Source organism: Cryobacterium sp. AP27, assembly GCF_056680495.1.
Genome location: NZ_CM155285.1, coordinates 2,048,944 through 2,067,459, shown reverse-complemented (window position 1 = coordinate 2,067,459; position 18,516 = coordinate 2,048,944). Strand labels below are relative to the sequence as shown.

The following is an 18,516-nucleotide window of genomic DNA, read 5'->3' as shown; positions in this document are numbered from 1 at the left end:
ACATTAATGTCTGAGACAACTGCGCACCCGTTTTCAACCGCCACCGGAACCGACGTTCGAGTTCGGTTCTGCCCCTCACCCACCGGAACGCCCCACGTGGGTCTGATCCGCACGGCCATGTTCAACTGGGCCTACGCGCGTCACACCGGCGGCAAGATGATCTTCCGCATCGAAGACACGGATGCCGCCCGCGACACCGAGGAGAGCTTCGACCAGATCGTGGACGGACTGCGCTGGCTGCGACTTGATTGGGACGAGGGCGTCGAGGTCGGCGGTCCGCACGGACCGTACCGCCAGTCCGAGCGCTACGACATCTACCGCGACATCATCGCGCGCCTGGTGGAGTCCGGCCACATCTACGAGAGCTTCGCCACCGGCGTCGAGATCGAGGCCCGCAACATGTCCCTCGGGCGCGACCCGAAAATGGGCTACGACAACTACGAGCGCGATCTGACGGAGGAGCAGAAGGCCGCCTATCGCGCCGAGGGCCGGTCCCCGGCACTGCGGCTGCGCGTGCCGGACACCGAGCTGTCGTTCGACGACCTCGTCCGCGGCCAGATCACGTTCCCGGTGGGTTCGTTCAGCGACTTTGTGGTGGTTCGGCCCAACGGGCATCCGCTCTACCCCTTCGTCAACCCGGTCGATGACGCCCTGATGGGAGTGACCCACGTGCTGCGCGGCGAGGACCTGCTGTCGTCGACACCGCGCCAGATCGCGCTGTACCACGCGCTCATCGACATCGGAGTCACCAGCTTCGTGCCGCGCTTCGGGCATTTGCCGTTCGTGCTCGGTGACAAGAACAAGAAGATGTCCAAGCGCGAGCCGGAGTCGAACCTGTTCCACCACCGCGACCGCGGCTTCATTCCGGAGGGACTGCTCAATTACCTGGCGCTGCTCGGCTGGTCGATCTCGCACGACCGCGACGTGTTCTCCATCGAGGAGCTCATCGCCGCGTTCGACGTGGTGAACGTGAACCCGAACCCCGCGCGATTCGACCTGAAAAAGGCCGAAGCCATCAACGGTGACCACATTCGCCTGCTGGCCGCCGACGATTTCGCCGCGCGCATCGTGCCGTATCTCGCCGAGGCGAACGTGCTCACCGAGCCGCTCAGCGACGCCGACCGGGCCGTTCTCGTGCAGGCGGCCCCGCTCATCCAGGAGCGCATTGCGCTGCTCGGCGAGGCCCCGGCCATGCTCGGCTTCCTCTTCGTCACGGCCGACACGCTCGTCTATCAGGCGGATGCCCTCGCCTCGCTCCCGCAGACGGCCGCGGAGATCCTTACCGCGTCAAGCACCGCCCTGCGCGCCCTGCCAGCGGGGGAGTGGGCAACGGACCGGGTGCACACCGTGCTGAACGAGGTTCTCCTCGAGGGGCTCGCCCTCAAGCCGCGGGTCGCTTTCGGTCCACTTCGCGTTGCCGTCTCGGGCCGCAAGGTGTCGCCGCCGCTGTTCGAATCGATGGAGATCCTCGGTCAGGTCGAAACGCTCGCCCGCCTCGACCGTCTCGCCGCGCACGTCGCGGCACAGGTGCCGAGCGTCTAAGAACGTCCGCACCGGCGAACACGCCGGTGCGGAACGTTCGTTTTGTGGAGTGTGGCTTCGGTAGGTTAGAGTGGACCACGGCCCGGTCATAGATCAGGCATTGGGGTATGGTGTAATTGGCAACACGGCTGATTCTGGTTCAGTTGTTCTTGGTTCGAGTCCAGGTACCCCAGCTTTTCTCCCGCGATTATTCGCGGGAGTTTGTGCGTTAACCCGCCCGGCCGATCGGGCAGCTTTCGCCCGTGCGCCCCAAACCGGCTCAAGCGCGTGCAATCGCGGCGTCATGAGCCGTCTTGGGGCGCAGGAGCTGGGAATTTACGGAGGCCACGGGCTTTCGTGCATCACGGCGGACTTTCCCCGGCCATAGTGGAGAGATGATGCACCTACCCAAACTCTGGTTGGCGGCAGCGTCTGCCATCGTTGTTCTTGTCGGCTGCGCGCAGGCTCGCGGTGGGGCTGAGACGCCCGCGGCATCCGCGCCTGATCCCGCGGACGTGGCGGCACTGGACAGTCGGCTGGGGGGCATTGACGCTGCCGTCACGAAATGGCGGACGGCACCGACGCTCGAGGCCGCTCACAGCGCCGCCGAAGCGGCCGCGAACCTGGTGGTCGGGCCGAACGGTCCGGAATACGGCGATCGCGACGGCGACGGCGTCATCGGTGGAGAATCGGCCGCGGGAATCCTGCCCGGGCGCGACGGCACTCCCGAAGGCCTTGCCACCCCGCTCGCCGTGAACCAGTGTGTCGTCAACGACGTGCTCGGTGGCGACTGGACAGAACCGACCGTGGAGTGGGACACAATGCTGTCCGCCATTGCGGCGTGGGAACCGGACAACAACACCATGCCCTCACTAGCCAGCCATCCGATGCGTATCGTGGGATGGGCCACGTTCACCCTGGAATCTAGTTCCCTGGACGACGCCCACGAATACGCCGGACACGTCAAGCTGCACGTCGATGTCGCGGCGCGCGCCCTCGACTGCTGACGGCCCGGCGTTGAGTCGACCGCGGTGCTGAACGGATCGACTACCCGTTCTCGCCGAGAACCCGGATCTGTTCTCGGTACTGTTCGGCTGTGATCTCGCCGGTGGCGTATCGTTCGTCGAGGATCTGCCGCGCCCGGCTCCGACCGGGTGCCGGCCCCGTCACGCCGGATCCTCCGCCGTGGCTGCCGGCTCCGCCGAACAGGCGTACCAGCAGCACGACAAGCAGCACGATCCCGACCAGCACGAGCAGCCCAAACAGGGCAAAAAGCCACGTCCAGCCCATGTCCCAACCGTATCCCCACATCATGCGAGCTCCTGTGTCTGGGCGCTGTGCGCCCATCAACGCCATGGTACCCCCAGAGGGTATTCTCGCGTCGAGATGCGCACAATACCCGCACGGGTATACGGTGGGTAGATACCAGCGCACGCCGACCCGGCACGCAGGCCTGACGCGTCCAGGTCGGCAGACAGATCGTCGGATCGTTACGCTTCGAAGACGCCCGACCACCGATCGACACTCACAAGGAGCCCCATGACCTACGCACACACCATTACGCTCTCCACGCCGTTTGACGACGCCGTTCGGCTGACCAAGGAGGCCCTCGGCGCCCAGGGCTTCGGGATTCTGACCGAGATCGACATCAATGCCACGTTCGCCGCGAAGCTCGGGTCTGACGTCGCCGCCACCGTGGGCGAGTACCTCATCCTCGGAGCCTGCAACCCGCCGCTCGCCCATCGCGCGATCACCGCGGACCCCCAGATCGGGCTTCTCCTGCCGTGCAACGTCGTGATCCGCCGCGGCCCCGGAGCCACGGAGACGGTCGTCCAGGCCATCGACCCCGCAACAATGGTGCAGCTCAGCGGCCAACCCGGCATCCAGGCCGTCGCCGACGAAGCCGACACCCGCCTGCGCGCGGCCCTCGGTTCGGTCCAGGCCGCCGCCGCACAGTAGAACGGATGCCGTCGCCAGCACCCCGAGGGTGTCGGTGCCGCCGCTAGATCCCCAGAATGAGAGTCTCGCCCGAGGTGGGCTCACCGGCGGCGCGCGCAAACACGTCAAAGCCGGCCTGCACGGCATCCATCTCGGCGGGGGAGAGCTTCTCGAGAACCAGGGAGATCTCCCTCCGGCGCGAGTCGGTCACCTCGGCGTATACGCGTGAGCCGTCGTCCGTCAGGGAAATGATGACCTCTCGGCGGTTGTCCGGGCTGGTGGAGCGCGCGATCAGCCCGCCCGCGACCATGCGGTCGGCGAACCGGCTGAAGCTGGACTGATTCGCACCCAGGTGCAGGGCCAGCTGGCCCATCCGCATCGACCCGAAGTTGGACAAGACCACGAGAACCCGAAATTGGGGGAGCGTGACGGTGTCCATCACGGGCGCCAGTGACCGGGCGATGACGCCCAGCAACGCCCGTGATGCCGTCAATGAGCTATCGAGAACGGCATCACTGTGACGCTTGGTTCCCGGATTCCCGGGTTCCCTGGGCGAGGCGGCGGTCGTCTTCATGCTTGCCATCCTACAAATATTGCCGCGAATCATGCATTCGACGGGCACGCGGGTGGGCGGTCACACGCCCCCGGGCTGCGGCACCGCCGGCGCGGTATCGGACCCGGGTCCGGACAGGATCCGCAGCACCGATTCCTGGCTGAGCCAGCCGTGCAGGAGGCCGTCCGCATCGGCGACGGGCACCCCGGCGCTGGCCGAAGACTCCAGCACCGCGTCCAGGGCAGATTTGAGGCTCGCCGCGGGGCGCACGGTGGCGGGCATCTCGGCGACGGCGGACAGGCGGATGCGGTCCTTGTCCTCGTCATTGCTGAGAACTTCCGCGAGGATGTGCACGGTGACGATGCCGCCGAGTCGGCCGGACGCGTCGGTGACCGGCAGTGCCGGGTGGCCGGAGGCGAGCAGCCGGCGGGCGCCTTCCGCGACGGTGAGGTCCTCCGGCAGTGAACGCACGGACGTGTCCATGACCGCGCTGACGAGCGTGCTGCGTAGCGCCTCGGTGCCGGGGTGGCGGTTCAGGTCGACGCCGCGTCGACGCAACTTGAGCGTGTAGATGGTGTCGGGGCTGAGCACCTTGGACACGCCGGTGGCGACAACGATGGCCAGCATCAGCGGCAGGATGATGGAATATTGCCCGGTCAGTTCGAACATGATGATGACCGCGGTGATCGGGGCGCGAGCGGCACCGGCGAACACGGCCCCCATTCCCACGAGGGCGAACGCACCGACCTGGCCCTGGAGATCGGGATTGAGCAGTCCGGCGATTTCCCCGAACGCCGCACCCAGCATCGCGCCGATGAACAGTGAAGGGGCGAAGACACCGCCGGAGCCGCCGATGCCGATGGTCAGGCTCGTCGCGATCATCTTGCCCACGAGCAGCACCACCAGGAAGCCGATTGTGTAGGTGCCGGCGACCCCCGCCTGCAAGACGGGGTATCCCACCCCGTACATCTGGGGCAGCACCAACAACAGCAGGCCCAGCAGCAGCCCGCCGGCGGCCGGGCGCAGCCACGCCGGACCGCGCCAGGCCCAGTCGCAGAGGTCCTCGATCTTGTAGAGAATGCGCGTGAAGCCGATGCCCGTGACCGCGGCCAGCAGCCCCAGCAGGATGAAGAGGGGGTACTCGGCGGCTGAGGTGATGGTGAAGGCCGGCAGGTCCAGGAAGGGGTCGTTGCCGAGGATCGCCCGACCGATGATGGATGCGGTGACCGCCGAGAGCGCAACGGCGCCGAAGTAGCCGGCGGCGAAGTCCGCGAGCAGGAGCTCCAGAGCGAAGAACACACCGGCAATCGGGGCGTTGAACGTGGCGGCGATCCCTCCGGCGGCACCGCAGGCGACCAGCGCCTTCACCCGGGATTCCGGCATCCGGAAGACGCCGGCCAGCCAGGAGCCGAGCGCGGAACCGATCTGTACGATCGGGCCCTCGCGCCCGACGGACCCGCCGGAACCGATGCAGATGGCCGAGGCGAGACCTTTCACCACGGCCACCCGACCCTTGATGCGACCGCCGTGCTGGCTGACCGCGTACATGACCTCGGGGACACCGTGGCCGCGGGCCTCCGGGGCGAAGCGCTGCACCAACGGGCCGTACAGAAGCCCGCCGACAACGGGGGCGAGCACAACGAACAGGCCGCCGGCCCAGGGCAGCCACGGGTGCGCCGGGTGACCCTGGGTGGCGGAGTAGTCAGTGGTTCCGGTGAAGATCTGGGTCGCGGTGGTGATCAGCGAGCGGAAAGCCACCGACGCGAGCCCCGCACCCGCGCCGACGACCACAGCCATGAGCGCCAGCTCGTACGATGTGCCTCCCAGCCGCGGACGAGTGAGCATCCCCGCGCCGGGTACGAACCAGCGCCGGGGGCGGTCGTCGTGGGCGGTCACGACACGTCGCCCATGCATGAGTCACTGCAATATATGTAGTACGGCACCTATGAACGCTACCACCAGCCGTGGAGCGGCGAAGCCGGGGGCCCGCTTGCTTAGAGCGCTCGCAGAGTGCGTCGCAGCAACTCGGACGTGGACGCGAGCGTTTCGGCCCGTTCCGCGCCCTCCGCGCAGGTCCAGCGCGTGGCCGTGTAGCGCATCACGCCCAGCATCGCGTGGGTGAGAAGATTCGCCTGGTCGCGCAGCTCGGTCTCGTCGCCCCCCGGTCCGGCTTCACGCCGGCGACGCAGGAAGATGAGCTCCCCGACCTCGGCCGTGATCTTGTTCATCCGGTCCATCTGCTTGAGCAGCAACTGGGGGTTGGTTTCGAACAGTCGCATCCGGTCGGCGAACAGCTTCTCGTCGCGACCGACGATTATGGTGCTTGCGGTCACGAGCGCCAGGACTTCGACCAGCAGGTCCGGCCCGTCTGCCGCGATGAAGGACCTGGCCTTGCCCTCATCGATGGCGGGCGGTTCGGCGCCGAGGACGGCCGCTTCCTTCGTCTTGAAGTAATTGAAGAAGGTGCGCTGCGAGATTCCGCTCGCCTCGCAGATCATGTCAACGGTGACGCGGTCGAAGCCGTGCTCGAGGACGAGGGAAACCGCATTGCGTTCCAGCCGTTGCCGGGTCGCCCGATGTTTCTCCTCGCGGAGAGTCGTGGTCATGGGTTCTCCTCGTCCTTCGATTCTATTCGTAGCGCAAGGACTCGATGGGGTTGGCCTTCGCCGCTCGCTGGGCGGGGAGGGTGCCCGACAGGAAAGCGATTGCCATCACCAGCAGGATGATGAGTGCCACGGAGAGGGGTTCGAAGAGCAGGATATTGAGCCCCGGGAGGTCGGCCAGGAGGCCGGTGGAGAGAACGTTGCTGAGGATCGACCCCGCTCCGATGGCGACCCCCGCACCGAGCGCGCTGCCGAGGAATCCGATCACGATGGCTTCGAGACTGAACAGCATGTAGACCTTGCCGCCGCCCATTCCCATGGCCTTCATCAGGCCGATTTCCCTCGTGCGTTCCTGCACGCTCATCAGCAGGGTGTTGATGATGCCGAACGCGGCGGCGATGAGCGCGATTACAGCGAAGGCATTGAGCACGCCGACGATGCCGGTGATGACGGTCTGCACCGTGCCGAGCTGGTCGGCAACCGTGTTGGCCCTGTAGCCGTCATCGGCGAGGGTCGCCTGCAGTGCGAGCACGGCGTCGGGGGAGAGGCTGTCGTCGAAGCGCGCCGTCGCCCCGGCGTAGCGGGCCGCCCCCGTGTCGATACCCGCCGACTGTACGGTCGCGAGTTCGGTGGTCAGGGCGGCGTTCGCTCCGGCTCCGGAGGCGAGGATGCTTTCGAGAGAGACGCCGACGACCGTGGCGTCCACGGTCTGCTGCGCGCCGAGCACGTCGGTGATGCCGATCTGCACGGTGGAGCCCACGGCTGCCGCGTCGGACGGGAATCCGAGCGGCGTCACATAGCTGTCGGGAAGGATGATCTGCAATTCGCTCGACCCGTGGTCGAGCTGTGCCCCTGCCGTGAGGTCGGCGGTGGTCACGCCGGAGGCCGCGTTGATCGTGAACTCGTATTTCGTGCCGTCATCGGCGACCACGTAGTCGGGTGCGAGAGCACGGATCGGGTCGACGGACTGGATGCCGTCCGTGTCGGAGATGGTCGCCAGGTCGGCGTCAGACAGCGCGGATGTCGCGCCGGGAGGGCCGAAGTTGCCTCCGGCCGCTGCGCCGGACGTGGCCGGGTCGTACTCGACGGGTCCGGAATCGGCCGGAGCGTCATCCGCTTTCGGCGTGACGATGAACACATCGGCGGCGCCGAGGGAGCCCACCTGCGTGTCGACGTATTGGGAAACGCCGGCGCCGACGGCGGTGGTGATCGTGAGGGTGAAGGCTCCCACGAAGATGGCGAGAACCGTCAGCGTGGTGCGTAGTTTGCTGCGAAAGGTGTTCGAAATCGCGGTGGCGACGAGGTCGGTGACTCTCATGCCGCACCTCCTGTGTTGTTGACGGCGGCGTGCGCGCCAGTGTGAGCGGGGGACGACCGGGTCTCGTTGAAGATGACGCCGTCGCGGATGTAGATCTGGCGGTCACAGCGCGCGGCGAGTTCTTCGTCGTGCGTGACGATGACCAGCGTGATGCCCTGCTCGCGGTTGAGGTCGAACAGGATGTCTTCCACGACGCGGCCGGTCGCCGTGTCGAGGTTGCCCGTCGGCTCGTCGGCGAAGATCACCCGAGGGTTGTTGACCAGGGCGCGTCCGATGACGACGCGCTGCTTCTGGCCGCCGGACAGCGTCGTGGCCTTCTTGGCGGCCTTGTCGTCGAGTTCGAGCTGACGCAAGACTTCCATGCCCCGCGAACGGCGAGCCTTGCCGCCGATGCCGGCAATTTTCAGCGGCAGGGTCACATTGTCGAGAACGCTCACGTTGGGAGTCAGGAAGAACTGCTGGAAGACGAAGCCGAATTCCTTGTTGCGGAGCTCATTGACGTCCCTCCTGGAGAGGGCGTCGGCATCCTGGCCGGCCACGTGCAGCGTGCCGGCGTCGGGCGCGTCCAGCAGTGCCAGCAGGTGCATGAGCGTGGACTTGCCGGATCCGCTTTTTCCGACGATGGCTACGGTTTCGCCCGGCGCCACCTGCAGGGAGACTCCCTTGAGGGCGTCGAAGCGACTCGCCCCCGACCCATAGGATTTCTCCAGATCGCGCGCATCGATTACCCACTCGGCTTGCATGGTGCCCCGTTCTCAGTTGTGTGTCACCGCGGACCGGTGTTTTGCAGTAACTGCACTCTAAATTGCAGAAGCTGCAAATATGCTGAGATCGAGGGGAATTCAACCGGAGTTCACCTACAGGTCGAGCACATCACCCGGCTCAAGCGGGAAAAACGTGCCGCCGCCCTGTTCCGTAGCGGCCTTGATGCGCGCGTTGGACAGGTCTTTTCCCGCACGGGAGAGCACCATCTCGTGGGTGGGAAAGCTTCGCTGCGGCCGCACGGCGAGAACATAGTCGATGACCTCGCTGATCTTCAACCAGGGGGCCCCGGCGGGCACGGCGAGCGTCGGAACGTCGACGTCGGCGGGAATTGTGAAGGAGTCACCGGCGTAATACAGCTCATCGTTCACGAGCACCCCCACGTTGTCGACAACGGGGATGGACTCATGAATCACGGCATGGGTGCGGCCGAAGAAGCGGAGCGAGAACGGACCGGCGGTCGCCGTGTCGCCGTCACGCACCACAGTGATGTGTGGCGTCGGACGGTGCGGCTCGTTCTCATCAGCGGATGCCGCGGCGACGGCCGCGGCCACAGCCGTCGCGACGCCGGCGGGGGCGTAGACGGGCACGTCCTCATTCATCTCAAAGATGCGGCGTAGTTGCGCCAGGGTCCAGTGGTCGGGGTGTTCGTGCGTGATCACGATGCCCGCGGCGCCCGCCGTCTCGGTCAGTGCCGTGGTGAAGGACCCCGGATCGATGTAGAGCTTCTGGCCTCCGACGTCGAGGATGAGGGCGGCATGCTCGAGCTTGGTCAGTTTCATGACCCGAGCTAATACCCATTCAGGCGCGCGCGCAACAGGGATCAGCCACTCGTTCAGCCGAGGGTGCCCTCGGTTTGGTTGCGCACAAATCGTGTGGCATACTCATAAAGTTGCAAAAACGGCCCCATCGTTTAGCGGCCTAGGACATCGCCCTCTCACGGCGGTAACGCGGGTTCGAATCCCGCTGGGGTCACCATCGCCCGGCTCCCTTCCCATGGAAGGGGACCGGGCTATTTCTTTGTCCGCGGCACCGGGACATCCAACCTTTCCCGTCGGTGCACGCGGCCGCGCCCTGTTATGATTTCCGGAGCGAAGGGGAGTATCCCTAAGGGCCCGATCGGGCCCTATGTCGTGATCGTCAATACGGGCTCCACAGTTGCAGCCCCGGTCGCGGTGGTGTTGCTTCCCCAGGAGGCGACGCGGGAGAGACTTTCGGGTTCAATGCCGTTCTCGGCACCCCGTCATTGTGAAAGGCCCCCGTGGAACTCGCTCTCCCCATCTGGTTTGAAGCCGGATCGCTCATCGTGCTCACGCTCATTCTCGTGGCCGACCTCCTTCTCGTGTACAAACGCCCCCACGTCCCCTCGATCAAGGAAGCCACGCTCTGGGTGGCCTTCTACGTGGGGCTGGCACTCATCTTCGCGATGCTGATGCTGATTCTCGGCGACGCGGAGCACGCCGGACAATTCCTCGCCGGCTGGCTGACCGAATACAGCCTCAGCATCGACAATCTGTTCGTCTTCGTCATCATCATGGCGCGCTTCTCCGTGCCGAGGAAGTACCAGCAGGAAGTGCTCATGGTGGGCATCATCATCGCCCTCGTGCTGCGCGGAATCTTCATTCTGCTCGGAGCCCAGCTCATCGAAAGCTACAGCTGGATTTTCTATATCTTCGGGGCCTTCCTGCTGTATACGGCCATCCGCCAGGCGCTCAACAACGAGGAGGAGGACGAAGACCAGGAGAACGGCTTCATCCGCCTGCTGCGCCGCAGAATCAGGATCTCGTCGACCTATGACGGTTCCAGGGTGCGCACGCTCGTCGACGGCAAGAAGATTTTCACCCCGATGCTCATCGTCTTTCTGGCCATCGGCACCACCGACCTGATCTTCGCGCTCGACTCCATCCCCGCGATCTTCGGCATCACGACGAGCCCGTTCATCGTTTTCACCGCGAACGTCTTCGCGCTGATGGGACTGCGCCAGCTGTACTTCCTGTTGGGCGGGCTCCTGGAACGCTTGGAATACCTCAAGTACGGCATCGCTGCCATCTTGGCCTTCATCGGCGTCAAGCTCGTGCTGCACGCCCTGCACACGAACGAGGTCGCCTTCATCAACGGTGGCCACGGCGTGGAATGGGCCCCGGAAATCGGCACGTGGACTTCCCTGGGCGTGATCATCGGGTCGATGGCCCTGGCCACGATCGCGAGCCTCATCAAGGCGCGTCACGACGCCCGCACGCGCGGCCACACCCTCTCCGAAGAGATCTCCGAGCCGATCGAGCACTAGAACACCCCGTCGACTTGGTACGGTTATTGCTGCCGTCCACCAGGACGCACGACGACGCCGCGTTCGAGTACGAGAGTGTTCGAACGCGAGAAGGATGCGGGTCAGCTTGGGAACTCTAAGGTGCACGCTCCCGTGACCGGTGTGAGCGAAATCACTCTTCCGGGTGGTACCGCGGTATGCCGCTACAGCGCGCGCACCGACGTGGGACGCGTGCGAAAGATCAACGAGGACAGCGTGATGGCGCAGTCCCCGGTTTTTCTGGTCGCCGACGGCATGGGCGGGCACGCGCAGGGCGACGTGGCAAGCCAGACCGTCGTGCGCGTCTTTGACGAACACATCGAACGCGATGTGCCGTCCACCCCGGAGAGAATCCTCGACGCCATCCATTCCTCCAACGACGCGGTGCGCGACCTCAGCGCCGTCGATGACTACGGCGCCGCCGTCTCCGGCACAACCCTGGCGGGAGTGGCGCTCGTGGACGCGGGCGACGACGTGGGCTACCACTGGATGGCCTTCAACGTGGGAGACTCCCGCATTTACACCTGGGACGGAGACGAACTCCACCAGCTCAGCGTCGACCACTCGGCGGTGCAGGAGATGTTCGATGCGGGCCTGATCACGCTCGAGGAAGCCGAAAAGCATCCGGAGCGCAATGTGATCACCCGCGCCATCGGCGCGGACGAGTACGTCGATGCCGATGTGTGGCTGCTGCCGGCATCCGGTCACCACACGTTCCTGGTCTGCTCGGACGGCCTCACCAAGGAACTCGAACCCGGCGAAATCGCGGAGATCCTGAAATCACACGCCCCGAGCGACGAGGACGCCCGTGACCTCGCGGATGTGCTCGTGGACGAGGCCCTCGAGCGCGGCGGCCGCGACAACGTGAGTGTCGTGTTCATCGAGGCCCGCTACGACGTCTGAAACCGGTTCCGACGGGCCCTGTCGCATGCAGCCGGGGCCGCCGAAGTGTTACCCTCTAGAAATGCTGGTAGGTCGACTTCTTCTTCTGTGCCGCGGCGAGACCCAACTCTGAGGCCTCTCTCGTCGCGGCGTTCAGCGTCGGCTGCTATCTATTCGTGAGGAAGACGCACAGACATGACGACAGACACCACCACTCCTACCGCTGCCCCGCGAACCCTGGCCGAAAAGGTCTGGGACAACCATCTCGTGGCCAAGGGCGAAGACGGTACGCCCGACCTGATCTACATCGACCTGCACCTGCTGCATGAGGTCACGAGCCCCCAGGCCTTCGACGGCCTGCGCCTCGCCGGTCGGCCCCTGCGACGCCCCGACCTTACGATCGCCACGGAGGACCACAATACTCCGACGCTCGCGATCGACAAGCCGATCGTCGACCTGACCAGTCGCACGCAGATCGAGACGCTGCGCCGCAACTGCGAGGAATACGGGGTTCGCCTGCACTCCCTCGGTGACATCGAGCAGGGCATCGTGCACGTCGTCGGACCGCAGCTCGGACTGACCCAGCCCGGCATCACCGTGGTCTGCGGCGACTCGCACACGTCCACCCACGGCGCCTTCGGGGCGATGGCCCTCGGCATCGGCACGAGTGAGGTGGAGCATGTGATGGCCACCCAAACACTGCCGCTCAACCCGTTCAAGACCATGGCGATCACCGTCAACGGCACCCTGCGTGAGGGCGTCACCGCCAAGGACATCATCCTCGCCGTCATCGCGCGGGTCGGGACCGGCGGCGGAGCCGGCTACGTTCTCGAATACCGCGGTGAAGCCATCCGCTCGCTGTCGATGGAAGCCCGGATGACGATTTGCAACATGTCGATCGAGGCCGGCGCGCGCGCCGGAATGATCGCACCCGACCAGGTCACCTACGACTACCTCGAGGGGCGCGCCCACGCGCCGCGCGACGCCGACTGGGACGCGGCCGTGGCCTACTGGGACACACTCGCGACCGATGACGGTGCCAGCTTCGACGCGGAAGTCATCGTCGATGCCGCCGAGCTGGAGCCCTTCGTAACGTGGGGCACCAACCCCGGCCAGGGAGTGTCGCTGAGCGGCTCCGTGCCCGACCCGGCCACGATCGACGACGCCAACGAGCGTTCCGCGGCCGAACGAGCACTCGAGTACATGGATCTCACGGCCGGAACCGCCATGAAAGACATCCACGTCGACACCGTCTTTCTCGGCTCCTGCACCAACAGCCGGGTCGAAGACCTGCGTGCCGCCGCGGAGGTGATTCAGGGGCAACGCATCGCCGATGGCGTGCGGATGCTCGTGGTTCCCGGCTCAGCCCGGGTGCGCATCGAGGCCGAGGCCGAGGGCCTCGACAAGATTTTCACCGATTTCGGTGCCGAGTGGCGCTTTGCCGGCTGTTCCATGTGCCTCGGGATGAACCCCGACCAGCTCGCACCGGGGGAGCGCTGCGCCTCCACCAGCAACCGCAACTTCGAGGGCCGTCAGGGCAAGGGCGGTCGCACGCACCTGGTGTCGCCGCTCGTGGCCGCAGCAACGGCGATCCGCGGCACGCTCTCCGGACCGTGGGATCTCTCGCAGCACGCCACCTCGGATGGAGACAAGTAATCATGGAAAAATTCACGAGCGTCACCGGCATTGCCGTCCCGCTGCGCCGTTCCAATGTCGACACCGATCAGATCATTCCTGCCGTCTACCTGAAGCGGGTCACGCGCACCGGATTCGAGGACGCCCTGTTCGCCGCGTGGCGTTCCGACCCCGAATTCGTACTCAACCAGAAGTCCTATGCCGGCGGACGCGTTCTCGTGGCGGGCGCCGATTTCGGCATTGGATCCTCCCGCGAGCACGCCGTCTGGGCCCTGCGCGACTTCGGTTTCGACGTGGTGCTGAGCCCTCGATTCGGCGATATCTTTCGCGGTAATGCTGGTAAGCAAGGCCTTTTGGCCGGGCAGATCACCGAGGAAGACGCCGAGACCCTGTGGACGGTGATCGAGTCGGACCCCGGACTCGAACTGACGGTGGACCTCGTGTCCCGAACTGTGCGTGTCGGCGATCTCACAGTCTCGTTTGTCATCGACGAATACACTAGATGGCGGCTGCTCGAAGGTCTCGATGACATCGGGTTGACCCTGCGCGACGAAGCGCGAATTGCAGAATTCGAATCGGTGCGGCCGGCGTGGCTTCCACGCACGCTCCCCGCACTCTCTCCACAAGGCAGGTAATTTTGAGCACACTCACCAACGACGCGCAGCCTGACGCCGCGCTCGACGAGTCAGCGCAGAACCGCGGCAGCGGTCAGAACCACGGCGCCGCCGTGGGACTGACCGCCGACAAGGTCACCATCCGTGGTGGCATTCCCCTGGTGGGGCGCATTGAAGTCAAGGGCGCGAAGAACCTCGTCACCAAGGCCATGGTCGCCGCGCTTCTGGGCGAAACCCCGAGCCTGCTCAAGGACGTGCCCAACATCAGTGACGTGCGCATCGTGCGCGGCCTGCTCGAGGTACACGGCGTCAAGGTCACCGAGGGCGACCAACCCGGCGACCTGATCCTCGACCCGGTCGACGTGGAAAGCGCGCACTTCGCCGCCATCGACGCCCACGCCGGTTCCTCCCGCATTCCGATTCTGTTCTGCGGACCGCTGCTGCACCGTCTGGGTGAGGCATTCATCCCCGACCTCGGTGGCTGCCGCATCGGCGACCGCCCGATCGACTTCCACCTCGACGTGCTGCGCACGTTCGGTGCCGTCGTGGAGAAGCAGCCCAACGGCATCCGCATGTCGGCGCCCAACGGGCTCAAGGGCGCCAAGGTCGAACTTCCTTACCCGAGCGTCGGCGCCACGGAGCAGGTGCTGCTCACCGCGGTGCGTGCCGAGGGCATCACCGAGCTCAAGAACGCCGCCATTGAGCCCGAGATCATGGATCTCATCCACATCTTGCAGAAGATGGGCGCCATCATCACGGTCGACACCGACCGGGTCATCCGCATCGAGGGTGTCGAACGGCTCGACGGGTTCACGCACCGTGCCCTGTTCGACCGCAACGAGGCCGCGAGCTGGGCCGCCGCGGCCCTGGCAACCGAGGGTGACATCTTCGTCGGCGGCGCCCGCCAGCCCGAGATGCTCACGTTTCTCAACGTGTTCCGCAAGGTCGGCGGTGCCTTCGACATTCACGACGATGGCATCCGCTTCTACCACCCGGGCGGAAACCTCAAGCCCGTCATCATCGAAACGGATGTTCACCCCGGCTTCATGACGGACTGGCAGCAGCCGCTCGTCATCGCTCTTACCAAGGCGCATGGCACGTCGATCGTGCACGAGACCGTGTACGAGCAGCGGTTCGGTTTCGTCGACGCGCTGCAGGACATGGGCGCCACGATCCAGATTCACCGCGAATGCCTCGGGGCGCACCCGTGCCGCTTCGGCCAGCGCAACTTCAACCACTCGGCCGTCATCACCGGCCCGACGAAGCTTCACGGCGCCGACATTGTGGTTCCCGACCTTCGCGGCGGCTTCAGCCACCTGATCGCGGCGCTCAGCGCCGACGGCACATCGACGGTCAGCAACGTGGGCATCATCAGCCGCGGGTACGAGAATTTCATCGCCAAGCTGCAGCTTTTGGGGGCGGACTTCGATCTCGAAGGATAATGGGTCTGTGCCAGACGACAACCCCGACCACAACCCAGCCGAGAAGAGAGCCGCAGTTTCACCGTCACCGAGTTTTTTCCGATCGGAAAAGAGCCGCCCCTCGGCGTTTTGGATCCTCGCCGGAATTCTGCTGCCCACGATGAACGCGGCCGCGCGCTTCAGAATCGTCGACGGCGATAAGTTCCCCCGCACCGGAGCGTTCGTGCTCGCGCCCAACCACTACAGCGAAATCGACCCCGTGGTCATGGGCGTTGTGTCGTGGAAGCTCGGACGCCAGCCTCGGTTCCTGGCGAAGGCATCCGTCTTCAACATCCCCATCGTGGGACGGATCCTGCGCAGCTCGGGCCAGATTCCCGTGCAGCGCGGCGGGTCGGTGCGCGGCAGCGAACCGGTCAAGGCCGCGCAGCGGCTCGTGGAACGCGGCCAGATGGTGGTCGTGTACCCCGAGGGCACGCTCACGCGTGACCCGGAGCTGTGGCCCATGCGCGGCAAAACCGGTGCTGTACGGATCGCCCTCGAGCAGGGCATCCCCATCGTGCCGGCCGCGCACTGGGGAACCCAGCATGTGATGGAGCGATACTCCAAGAAGATCAGCTTCTTTCCACGCAAGACCATCTCGGTGAAGATCGGCGACCCGGTCGACCTGAGCGCGTTCCGCGAACGCAGCCTCGACACGGCAACGCTCAACGAGGCCACGGCCGTGGTGATGAGCGCCATCACCGGTCTGCTCGAAGACCTGCGGAGTGAGAAGGCCCCGGTCAAGCGCTGGAACCCGGCCGAACACAATCAGAAAGAGACCGGCCGTTTTGAAGCCTAAGATTCTACCCGGCACCCGCGTTGCCGTACTCGGAGCGGGCAGCTGGGGCACCACCTTCGCGAAGATCCTCGCCGACGGCGGAGCCGATGTCGTGCTGTGGGCCCGCCGGCCCGAACTCGCGAAGGAGATTTCCGAGGCGCGTCGCAACAGCGACTACCTGGCCGGAATCAACCTCCCGATCGGGCTGCGCGCGACCTCCCGACTCGACCTGGCTCTCGCCGGCGCCGAGTACGTGTTCGTCTCGGTGCCAAGCCAGTCCCTGCGCGAGAACCTGATCCTCGCCGAGCCGTTCCTGGCGCCCACCGCCGTGATCGTGTCGCTCATGAAGGGCGTCGAACGCAGCACCGGCATGCGGATGAGTACGGTGATCGAGGAGGTGCTCCCGATCGCGCCGGAACGCATCGCCGTGATTTCCGGGCCGAACCTGGCCCTCGAAATCGCCAAGGAACAGCCGACCGGCGCCGTGGTGTCGTCGATCAGCCTCGAAACGGCGCAGGCCGTGGCGAAGCTCGCCACCAACAAGTATTTTCGTTCGTATGTGAACACCGACGTCATCGGCACCGAATTCGGCGGGGTGTTGAAGAATCTCATCGCCGTCGCCATCGGAATCGTCGACGGCGTCGGGTTCGGGGAGAACACCAAGGCCTCGATCATCACGAGAGGACTCGTGGAGATGACCGATTTCGCGGTGGCGTACGGCGCGCACCCGGAAACACTGTCCGGCCTGGCCGGGCTCGGTGACCTCATCGCCACCTGCCAGTCCCCGCTGTCGCGCAACAACACGGCCGGGCGGCTTCTGGGGCAGGGGTACAGCATCAACGATGTGGTCAAGCAGATGCAACAAACCACGGAGGGGCTCGCGTCGGTCAAACCGGTCCTGGAGCTCGCCGCGGCCAAGGGGGTCGCCATGCCGATCGTCGAACAGGTTCGCCAGGTGCTCGACGGCACGCTGAACCCGCGGGACATCGCCCCGCACCTCACCACAGATTCCAGCGAACCGCAGGGCGAAAGGACGAATGATGGACAAGCTCACGGTAGTGCTGCTCTTTGGGGGGCGTTCAAGCGAACATTCGATCAGCTGCGCAACGGCGGGCGGGGTCCTGGCAGCGATTGATCGCGATCGCTACCGTGTCATCCCCGTGGGCATCACGCGCGCGGGTGCCTTCGTTCTCGAAGAAGACGACCCGACGAGGTTCGTCCTCGACGGCTCGGCACTTCCCGAGGTCGTCGACAACGGCAGCCGGGTGCAGTGGCCGGACAGCACGAGCAGCCGGGAACTGACCGTCACGGATACCGACGGCTCACGCTCGCTCGGCACCATCGACCTGGTCTTCCCCATCATGCACGGACCGTTCGGTGAGGACGGCACCATCCAGGGCATGCTCGAACTCCTGGGCCTGCCCTATGTGGGCTCCGGCGTGCTGGCCTCGGCGCTCGGCATGGACAAGCACTTCACCAAGACCGTGTTTCAGCAGGCCTCCCTGCCGGTTGCACCATGGCGCACCATCACGGCTGACGATTGGGCCGACGCCCCCGGCATGGCTTACGCGGCGCTCGAAGAACTCGGCGCACCCGTGTTCGTCAAACCCGCCCGCGCCGGGTCAAGCGTGGGGGTCAGCCGGGTGTCCTCGGCCGAGCAACTCGCCGACGCGATGGCCGTTGGTCTCGCCGAAGACACCAAGGTGCTCATCGAGGCGGGCCTCAGCGGCCGCGAACTCGAGGTCGCGGTGCTGCAGGACCGACCGGGGGAACCGGCCAGGGCATCCGTCGCGGGAGAGGTGGTCGTGACCGGCCGCGACTTCTACGACTTCGAAGCCAAATACCTGGGCGCGGGGGGCGTCGAGCTCGTGTGCCCCGCCGTTCTCAGCCACGACGAACTCGCCGAGATGCAGCGGATGGCCATTCGCGCGTTCGACGCGATCGACGGCGCCGGACTCGCCCGGGTGGATTTCTTCCTCACGAGCGACGGCTGGGTGATCAATGAGATCAACACCATGCCCGGATTCACGCCGATCTCGATGTTTCCGAGCTGCTGGCTGGCAAGCGGCTACACCTACCCGCAGCTGATTGACGAGCTCATCGCCGTCGCTCTCGCGCACGACAGGCACGGCTCCTAAACGCCGCAA

18 protein-coding genes and 2 tRNA genes are annotated in these 18,516 nt (G+C 65.6%); 13 read left to right on the top strand and 7 right to left on the bottom strand.

All coding sequences use genetic code 11. The annotated features are described in order from the left end of the window. Window positions 1-6 precede the first annotated feature (6 nt). The 3 genes from gltX (at window position 7) to AC1MB9_RS09875 (ending at window position 2,528) form a co-directional block, all read left to right on the top strand. The gene (gene gltX, locus AC1MB9_RS09885) at window positions 7-1,542 is read left to right on the top strand and encodes a glutamate--tRNA ligase (protein ID WP_479961788.1); all 1,536 of its coding nucleotides are present in this window, start codon (window positions 7-9) and stop codon (window positions 1,540-1,542) included. Window positions 1,543-1,643: 101 nt separating this feature from the next. After that, window positions 1,644-1,715: transfer RNA gene (locus AC1MB9_RS09880), tRNA-Gln, on the top strand. 201 nt (window positions 1,716-1,916) lie between these two features. Further along, window positions 1,917-2,528, top strand: a complete 612-nt coding sequence (locus tag AC1MB9_RS09875; protein ID WP_479961787.1) for a hypothetical protein — start codon at window positions 1,917-1,919, stop codon at window positions 2,526-2,528. Window positions 2,529-2,568: 40 nt separating this feature from the next. On the opposite strand, the gene AC1MB9_RS09870 is transcribed toward AC1MB9_RS09875, so the two are convergent. Further along, window positions 2,569-2,835 carry an SHOCT domain-containing protein gene (locus AC1MB9_RS09870; RefSeq protein WP_479961786.1) on the bottom strand — a complete coding sequence of 89 codons (267 nt, stop codon included), beginning with the start codon at window positions 2,833-2,835 and terminating at the stop codon, window positions 2,569-2,571. Window positions 2,836-3,060: 225 nt separating this feature from the next. Between AC1MB9_RS09870 and AC1MB9_RS09865 the strand changes: the two genes are divergently transcribed. Next, complete coding sequence (locus AC1MB9_RS09865) at window positions 3,061-3,480, top strand: DUF302 domain-containing protein (RefSeq protein WP_479961785.1); 420 nt, start codon at window positions 3,061-3,063, stop codon at window positions 3,478-3,480. A 43-nt stretch (window positions 3,481-3,523) separates the two neighbouring features. Here AC1MB9_RS09865 and AC1MB9_RS09860 read toward each other — a convergent pair whose 3' ends face one another. From AC1MB9_RS09860 to AC1MB9_RS09835, 6 genes are all read right to left on the bottom strand, one after another. After that, window positions 3,524-4,033, bottom strand: coding sequence for a MarR family winged helix-turn-helix transcriptional regulator (locus tag AC1MB9_RS09860; protein ID WP_479961784.1), 510 nt, complete (start codon window positions 4,031-4,033; stop codon window positions 3,524-3,526). Window positions 4,034-4,093: 60 nt separating this feature from the next. After that, window positions 4,094-5,926, bottom strand: coding sequence for a chloride channel protein (locus tag AC1MB9_RS09855; protein ID WP_479961783.1), 1,833 nt, complete (start codon window positions 5,924-5,926; stop codon window positions 4,094-4,096). 80 nt (window positions 5,927-6,006) lie between these two features. Further along, window positions 6,007-6,618: a TetR family transcriptional regulator gene (locus AC1MB9_RS09850; RefSeq protein ID WP_479961782.1), complete on the bottom strand. Its 612-nt coding sequence runs from the start codon at window positions 6,616-6,618 to the stop codon at window positions 6,007-6,009. A gap of 22 nt (window positions 6,619-6,640) precedes the next feature. Continuing rightward, window positions 6,641-7,933 (bottom strand): ABC transporter permease, encoded by a 1,293-nt coding sequence (locus tag AC1MB9_RS09845; protein ID WP_479961781.1) that lies wholly within the window; start codon window positions 7,931-7,933, stop codon window positions 6,641-6,643. Continuing rightward, on the bottom strand, window positions 7,930-8,676 hold the full coding sequence (locus AC1MB9_RS09840) for an ABC transporter ATP-binding protein (RefSeq protein ID WP_479961780.1): 747 nt from the start codon (window positions 8,674-8,676) through the stop codon (window positions 7,930-7,932). Before AC1MB9_RS09840 ends, AC1MB9_RS09845 begins: the two co-directional genes overlap by 4 nt. Before the next feature lie 114 nt (window positions 8,677-8,790). Further along, window positions 8,791-9,477: an MBL fold metallo-hydrolase gene (locus tag AC1MB9_RS09835; RefSeq protein ID WP_479961779.1), complete on the bottom strand. Its 687-nt coding sequence runs from the start codon at window positions 9,475-9,477 to the stop codon at window positions 8,791-8,793. A 120-nt stretch (window positions 9,478-9,597) separates the two neighbouring features. Between AC1MB9_RS09835 and AC1MB9_RS09830 the strand changes: the two genes are divergently transcribed. From AC1MB9_RS09830 to AC1MB9_RS09790, 9 genes are all read left to right on the top strand, one after another. Further along, window positions 9,598-9,673, top strand: a tRNA-Glu gene (locus AC1MB9_RS09830). Between the two features lie 283 nt (window positions 9,674-9,956). Further along, window positions 9,957-10,982, top strand: a complete 1,026-nt coding sequence (locus AC1MB9_RS09825; protein ID WP_479961778.1) for a TerC/Alx family metal homeostasis membrane protein — start codon at window positions 9,957-9,959, stop codon at window positions 10,980-10,982. A 132-nt stretch (window positions 10,983-11,114) separates the two neighbouring features. Next, the gene (locus tag AC1MB9_RS09820) at window positions 11,115-11,903 is read left to right on the top strand and encodes a PP2C family protein-serine/threonine phosphatase (RefSeq protein ID WP_479961777.1); all 789 of its coding nucleotides are present in this window, start codon (window positions 11,115-11,117) and stop codon (window positions 11,901-11,903) included. A gap of 174 nt (window positions 11,904-12,077) precedes the next feature. Then, on the top strand, window positions 12,078-13,538 hold the full coding sequence (leuC, locus tag AC1MB9_RS09815) for a 3-isopropylmalate dehydratase large subunit (RefSeq protein WP_479961776.1): 1,461 nt from the start codon (window positions 12,078-12,080) through the stop codon (window positions 13,536-13,538). 2 nt (window positions 13,539-13,540) lie between these two features. Then, window positions 13,541-14,152, top strand: coding sequence for a 3-isopropylmalate dehydratase small subunit (gene leuD, locus AC1MB9_RS09810; RefSeq protein ID WP_479961775.1), 612 nt, complete (start codon window positions 13,541-13,543; stop codon window positions 14,150-14,152). Between the two features lie 92 nt (window positions 14,153-14,244). Beyond that, window positions 14,245-15,573, top strand: coding sequence for a UDP-N-acetylglucosamine 1-carboxyvinyltransferase (gene murA, locus AC1MB9_RS09805; RefSeq protein WP_479964618.1), 1,329 nt, complete (start codon window positions 14,245-14,247; stop codon window positions 15,571-15,573). Window positions 15,574-15,580: 7 nt separating this feature from the next. After that, window positions 15,581-16,390 carry a lysophospholipid acyltransferase family protein gene (locus tag AC1MB9_RS09800; protein ID WP_479961774.1) on the top strand — a complete coding sequence of 270 codons (810 nt, stop codon included), beginning with the start codon at window positions 15,581-15,583 and terminating at the stop codon, window positions 16,388-16,390. Further along, window positions 16,380-17,504, top strand: a complete 1,125-nt coding sequence (locus AC1MB9_RS09795; protein ID WP_479961773.1) for an NAD(P)H-dependent glycerol-3-phosphate dehydrogenase — start codon at window positions 16,380-16,382, stop codon at window positions 17,502-17,504. Before AC1MB9_RS09800 ends, AC1MB9_RS09795 begins: the two co-directional genes overlap by 11 nt. Continuing rightward, complete coding sequence (locus AC1MB9_RS09790) at window positions 17,407-18,507, top strand: D-alanine--D-alanine ligase family protein (RefSeq protein WP_479961772.1); 1,101 nt, start codon at window positions 17,407-17,409, stop codon at window positions 18,505-18,507. Before AC1MB9_RS09795 ends, AC1MB9_RS09790 begins: the two co-directional genes overlap by 98 nt. Window positions 18,508-18,516 lie beyond the last annotated feature (9 nt).

Excerpts from the sequence above, each read along its gene's own strand:
- AC1MB9_RS09860 (WP_479961784.1), bottom strand. The coding sequence starts at position 4,033 with ATGAAGACGACCGCCGCCTCGCCCAGGGAACCCGGGAATCCGGGAACC.
- AC1MB9_RS09850 (WP_479961782.1), bottom strand. The coding sequence starts at position 6,618 with ATGACCACGACTCTCCGCGAGGAGAAACATCGGGCGACCCGGCAACGG.
- gltX (WP_479961788.1), top strand. The coding sequence starts at position 7 with ATGTCTGAGACAACTGCGCACCCGTTTTCAACCGCCACCGGAACCGAC.
- AC1MB9_RS09840 (WP_479961780.1), bottom strand. The coding sequence starts at position 8,676 with ATGCAAGCCGAGTGGGTAATCGATGCGCGCGATCTGGAGAAATCCTAT.
- AC1MB9_RS09790 (WP_479961772.1), top strand. The coding sequence starts at position 17,407 with ATGATGGACAAGCTCACGGTAGTGCTGCTCTTTGGGGGGCGTTCAAGC.
- leuD (WP_479961775.1), top strand. The coding sequence starts at position 13,541 with ATGGAAAAATTCACGAGCGTCACCGGCATTGCCGTCCCGCTGCGCCGT.
- AC1MB9_RS09835 (WP_479961779.1), bottom strand. The coding sequence starts at position 9,477 with ATGAAACTGACCAAGCTCGAGCATGCCGCCCTCATCCTCGACGTCGGA.
- AC1MB9_RS09865 (WP_479961785.1), top strand. The coding sequence starts at position 3,061 with ATGACCTACGCACACACCATTACGCTCTCCACGCCGTTTGACGACGCC.
- AC1MB9_RS09870 (WP_479961786.1), bottom strand. The coding sequence starts at position 2,835 with ATGATGTGGGGATACGGTTGGGACATGGGCTGGACGTGGCTTTTTGCC.
- leuC (WP_479961776.1), top strand. The coding sequence starts at position 12,078 with ATGACGACAGACACCACCACTCCTACCGCTGCCCCGCGAACCCTGGCC.
- AC1MB9_RS09845 (WP_479961781.1), bottom strand. The coding sequence starts at position 7,933 with ATGAGAGTCACCGACCTCGTCGCCACCGCGATTTCGAACACCTTTCGC.
- AC1MB9_RS09855 (WP_479961783.1), bottom strand. The coding sequence starts at position 5,926 with ATGCATGGGCGACGTGTCGTGACCGCCCACGACGACCGCCCCCGGCGC.
- AC1MB9_RS09875 (WP_479961787.1), top strand. The coding sequence starts at position 1,917 with ATGATGCACCTACCCAAACTCTGGTTGGCGGCAGCGTCTGCCATCGTT.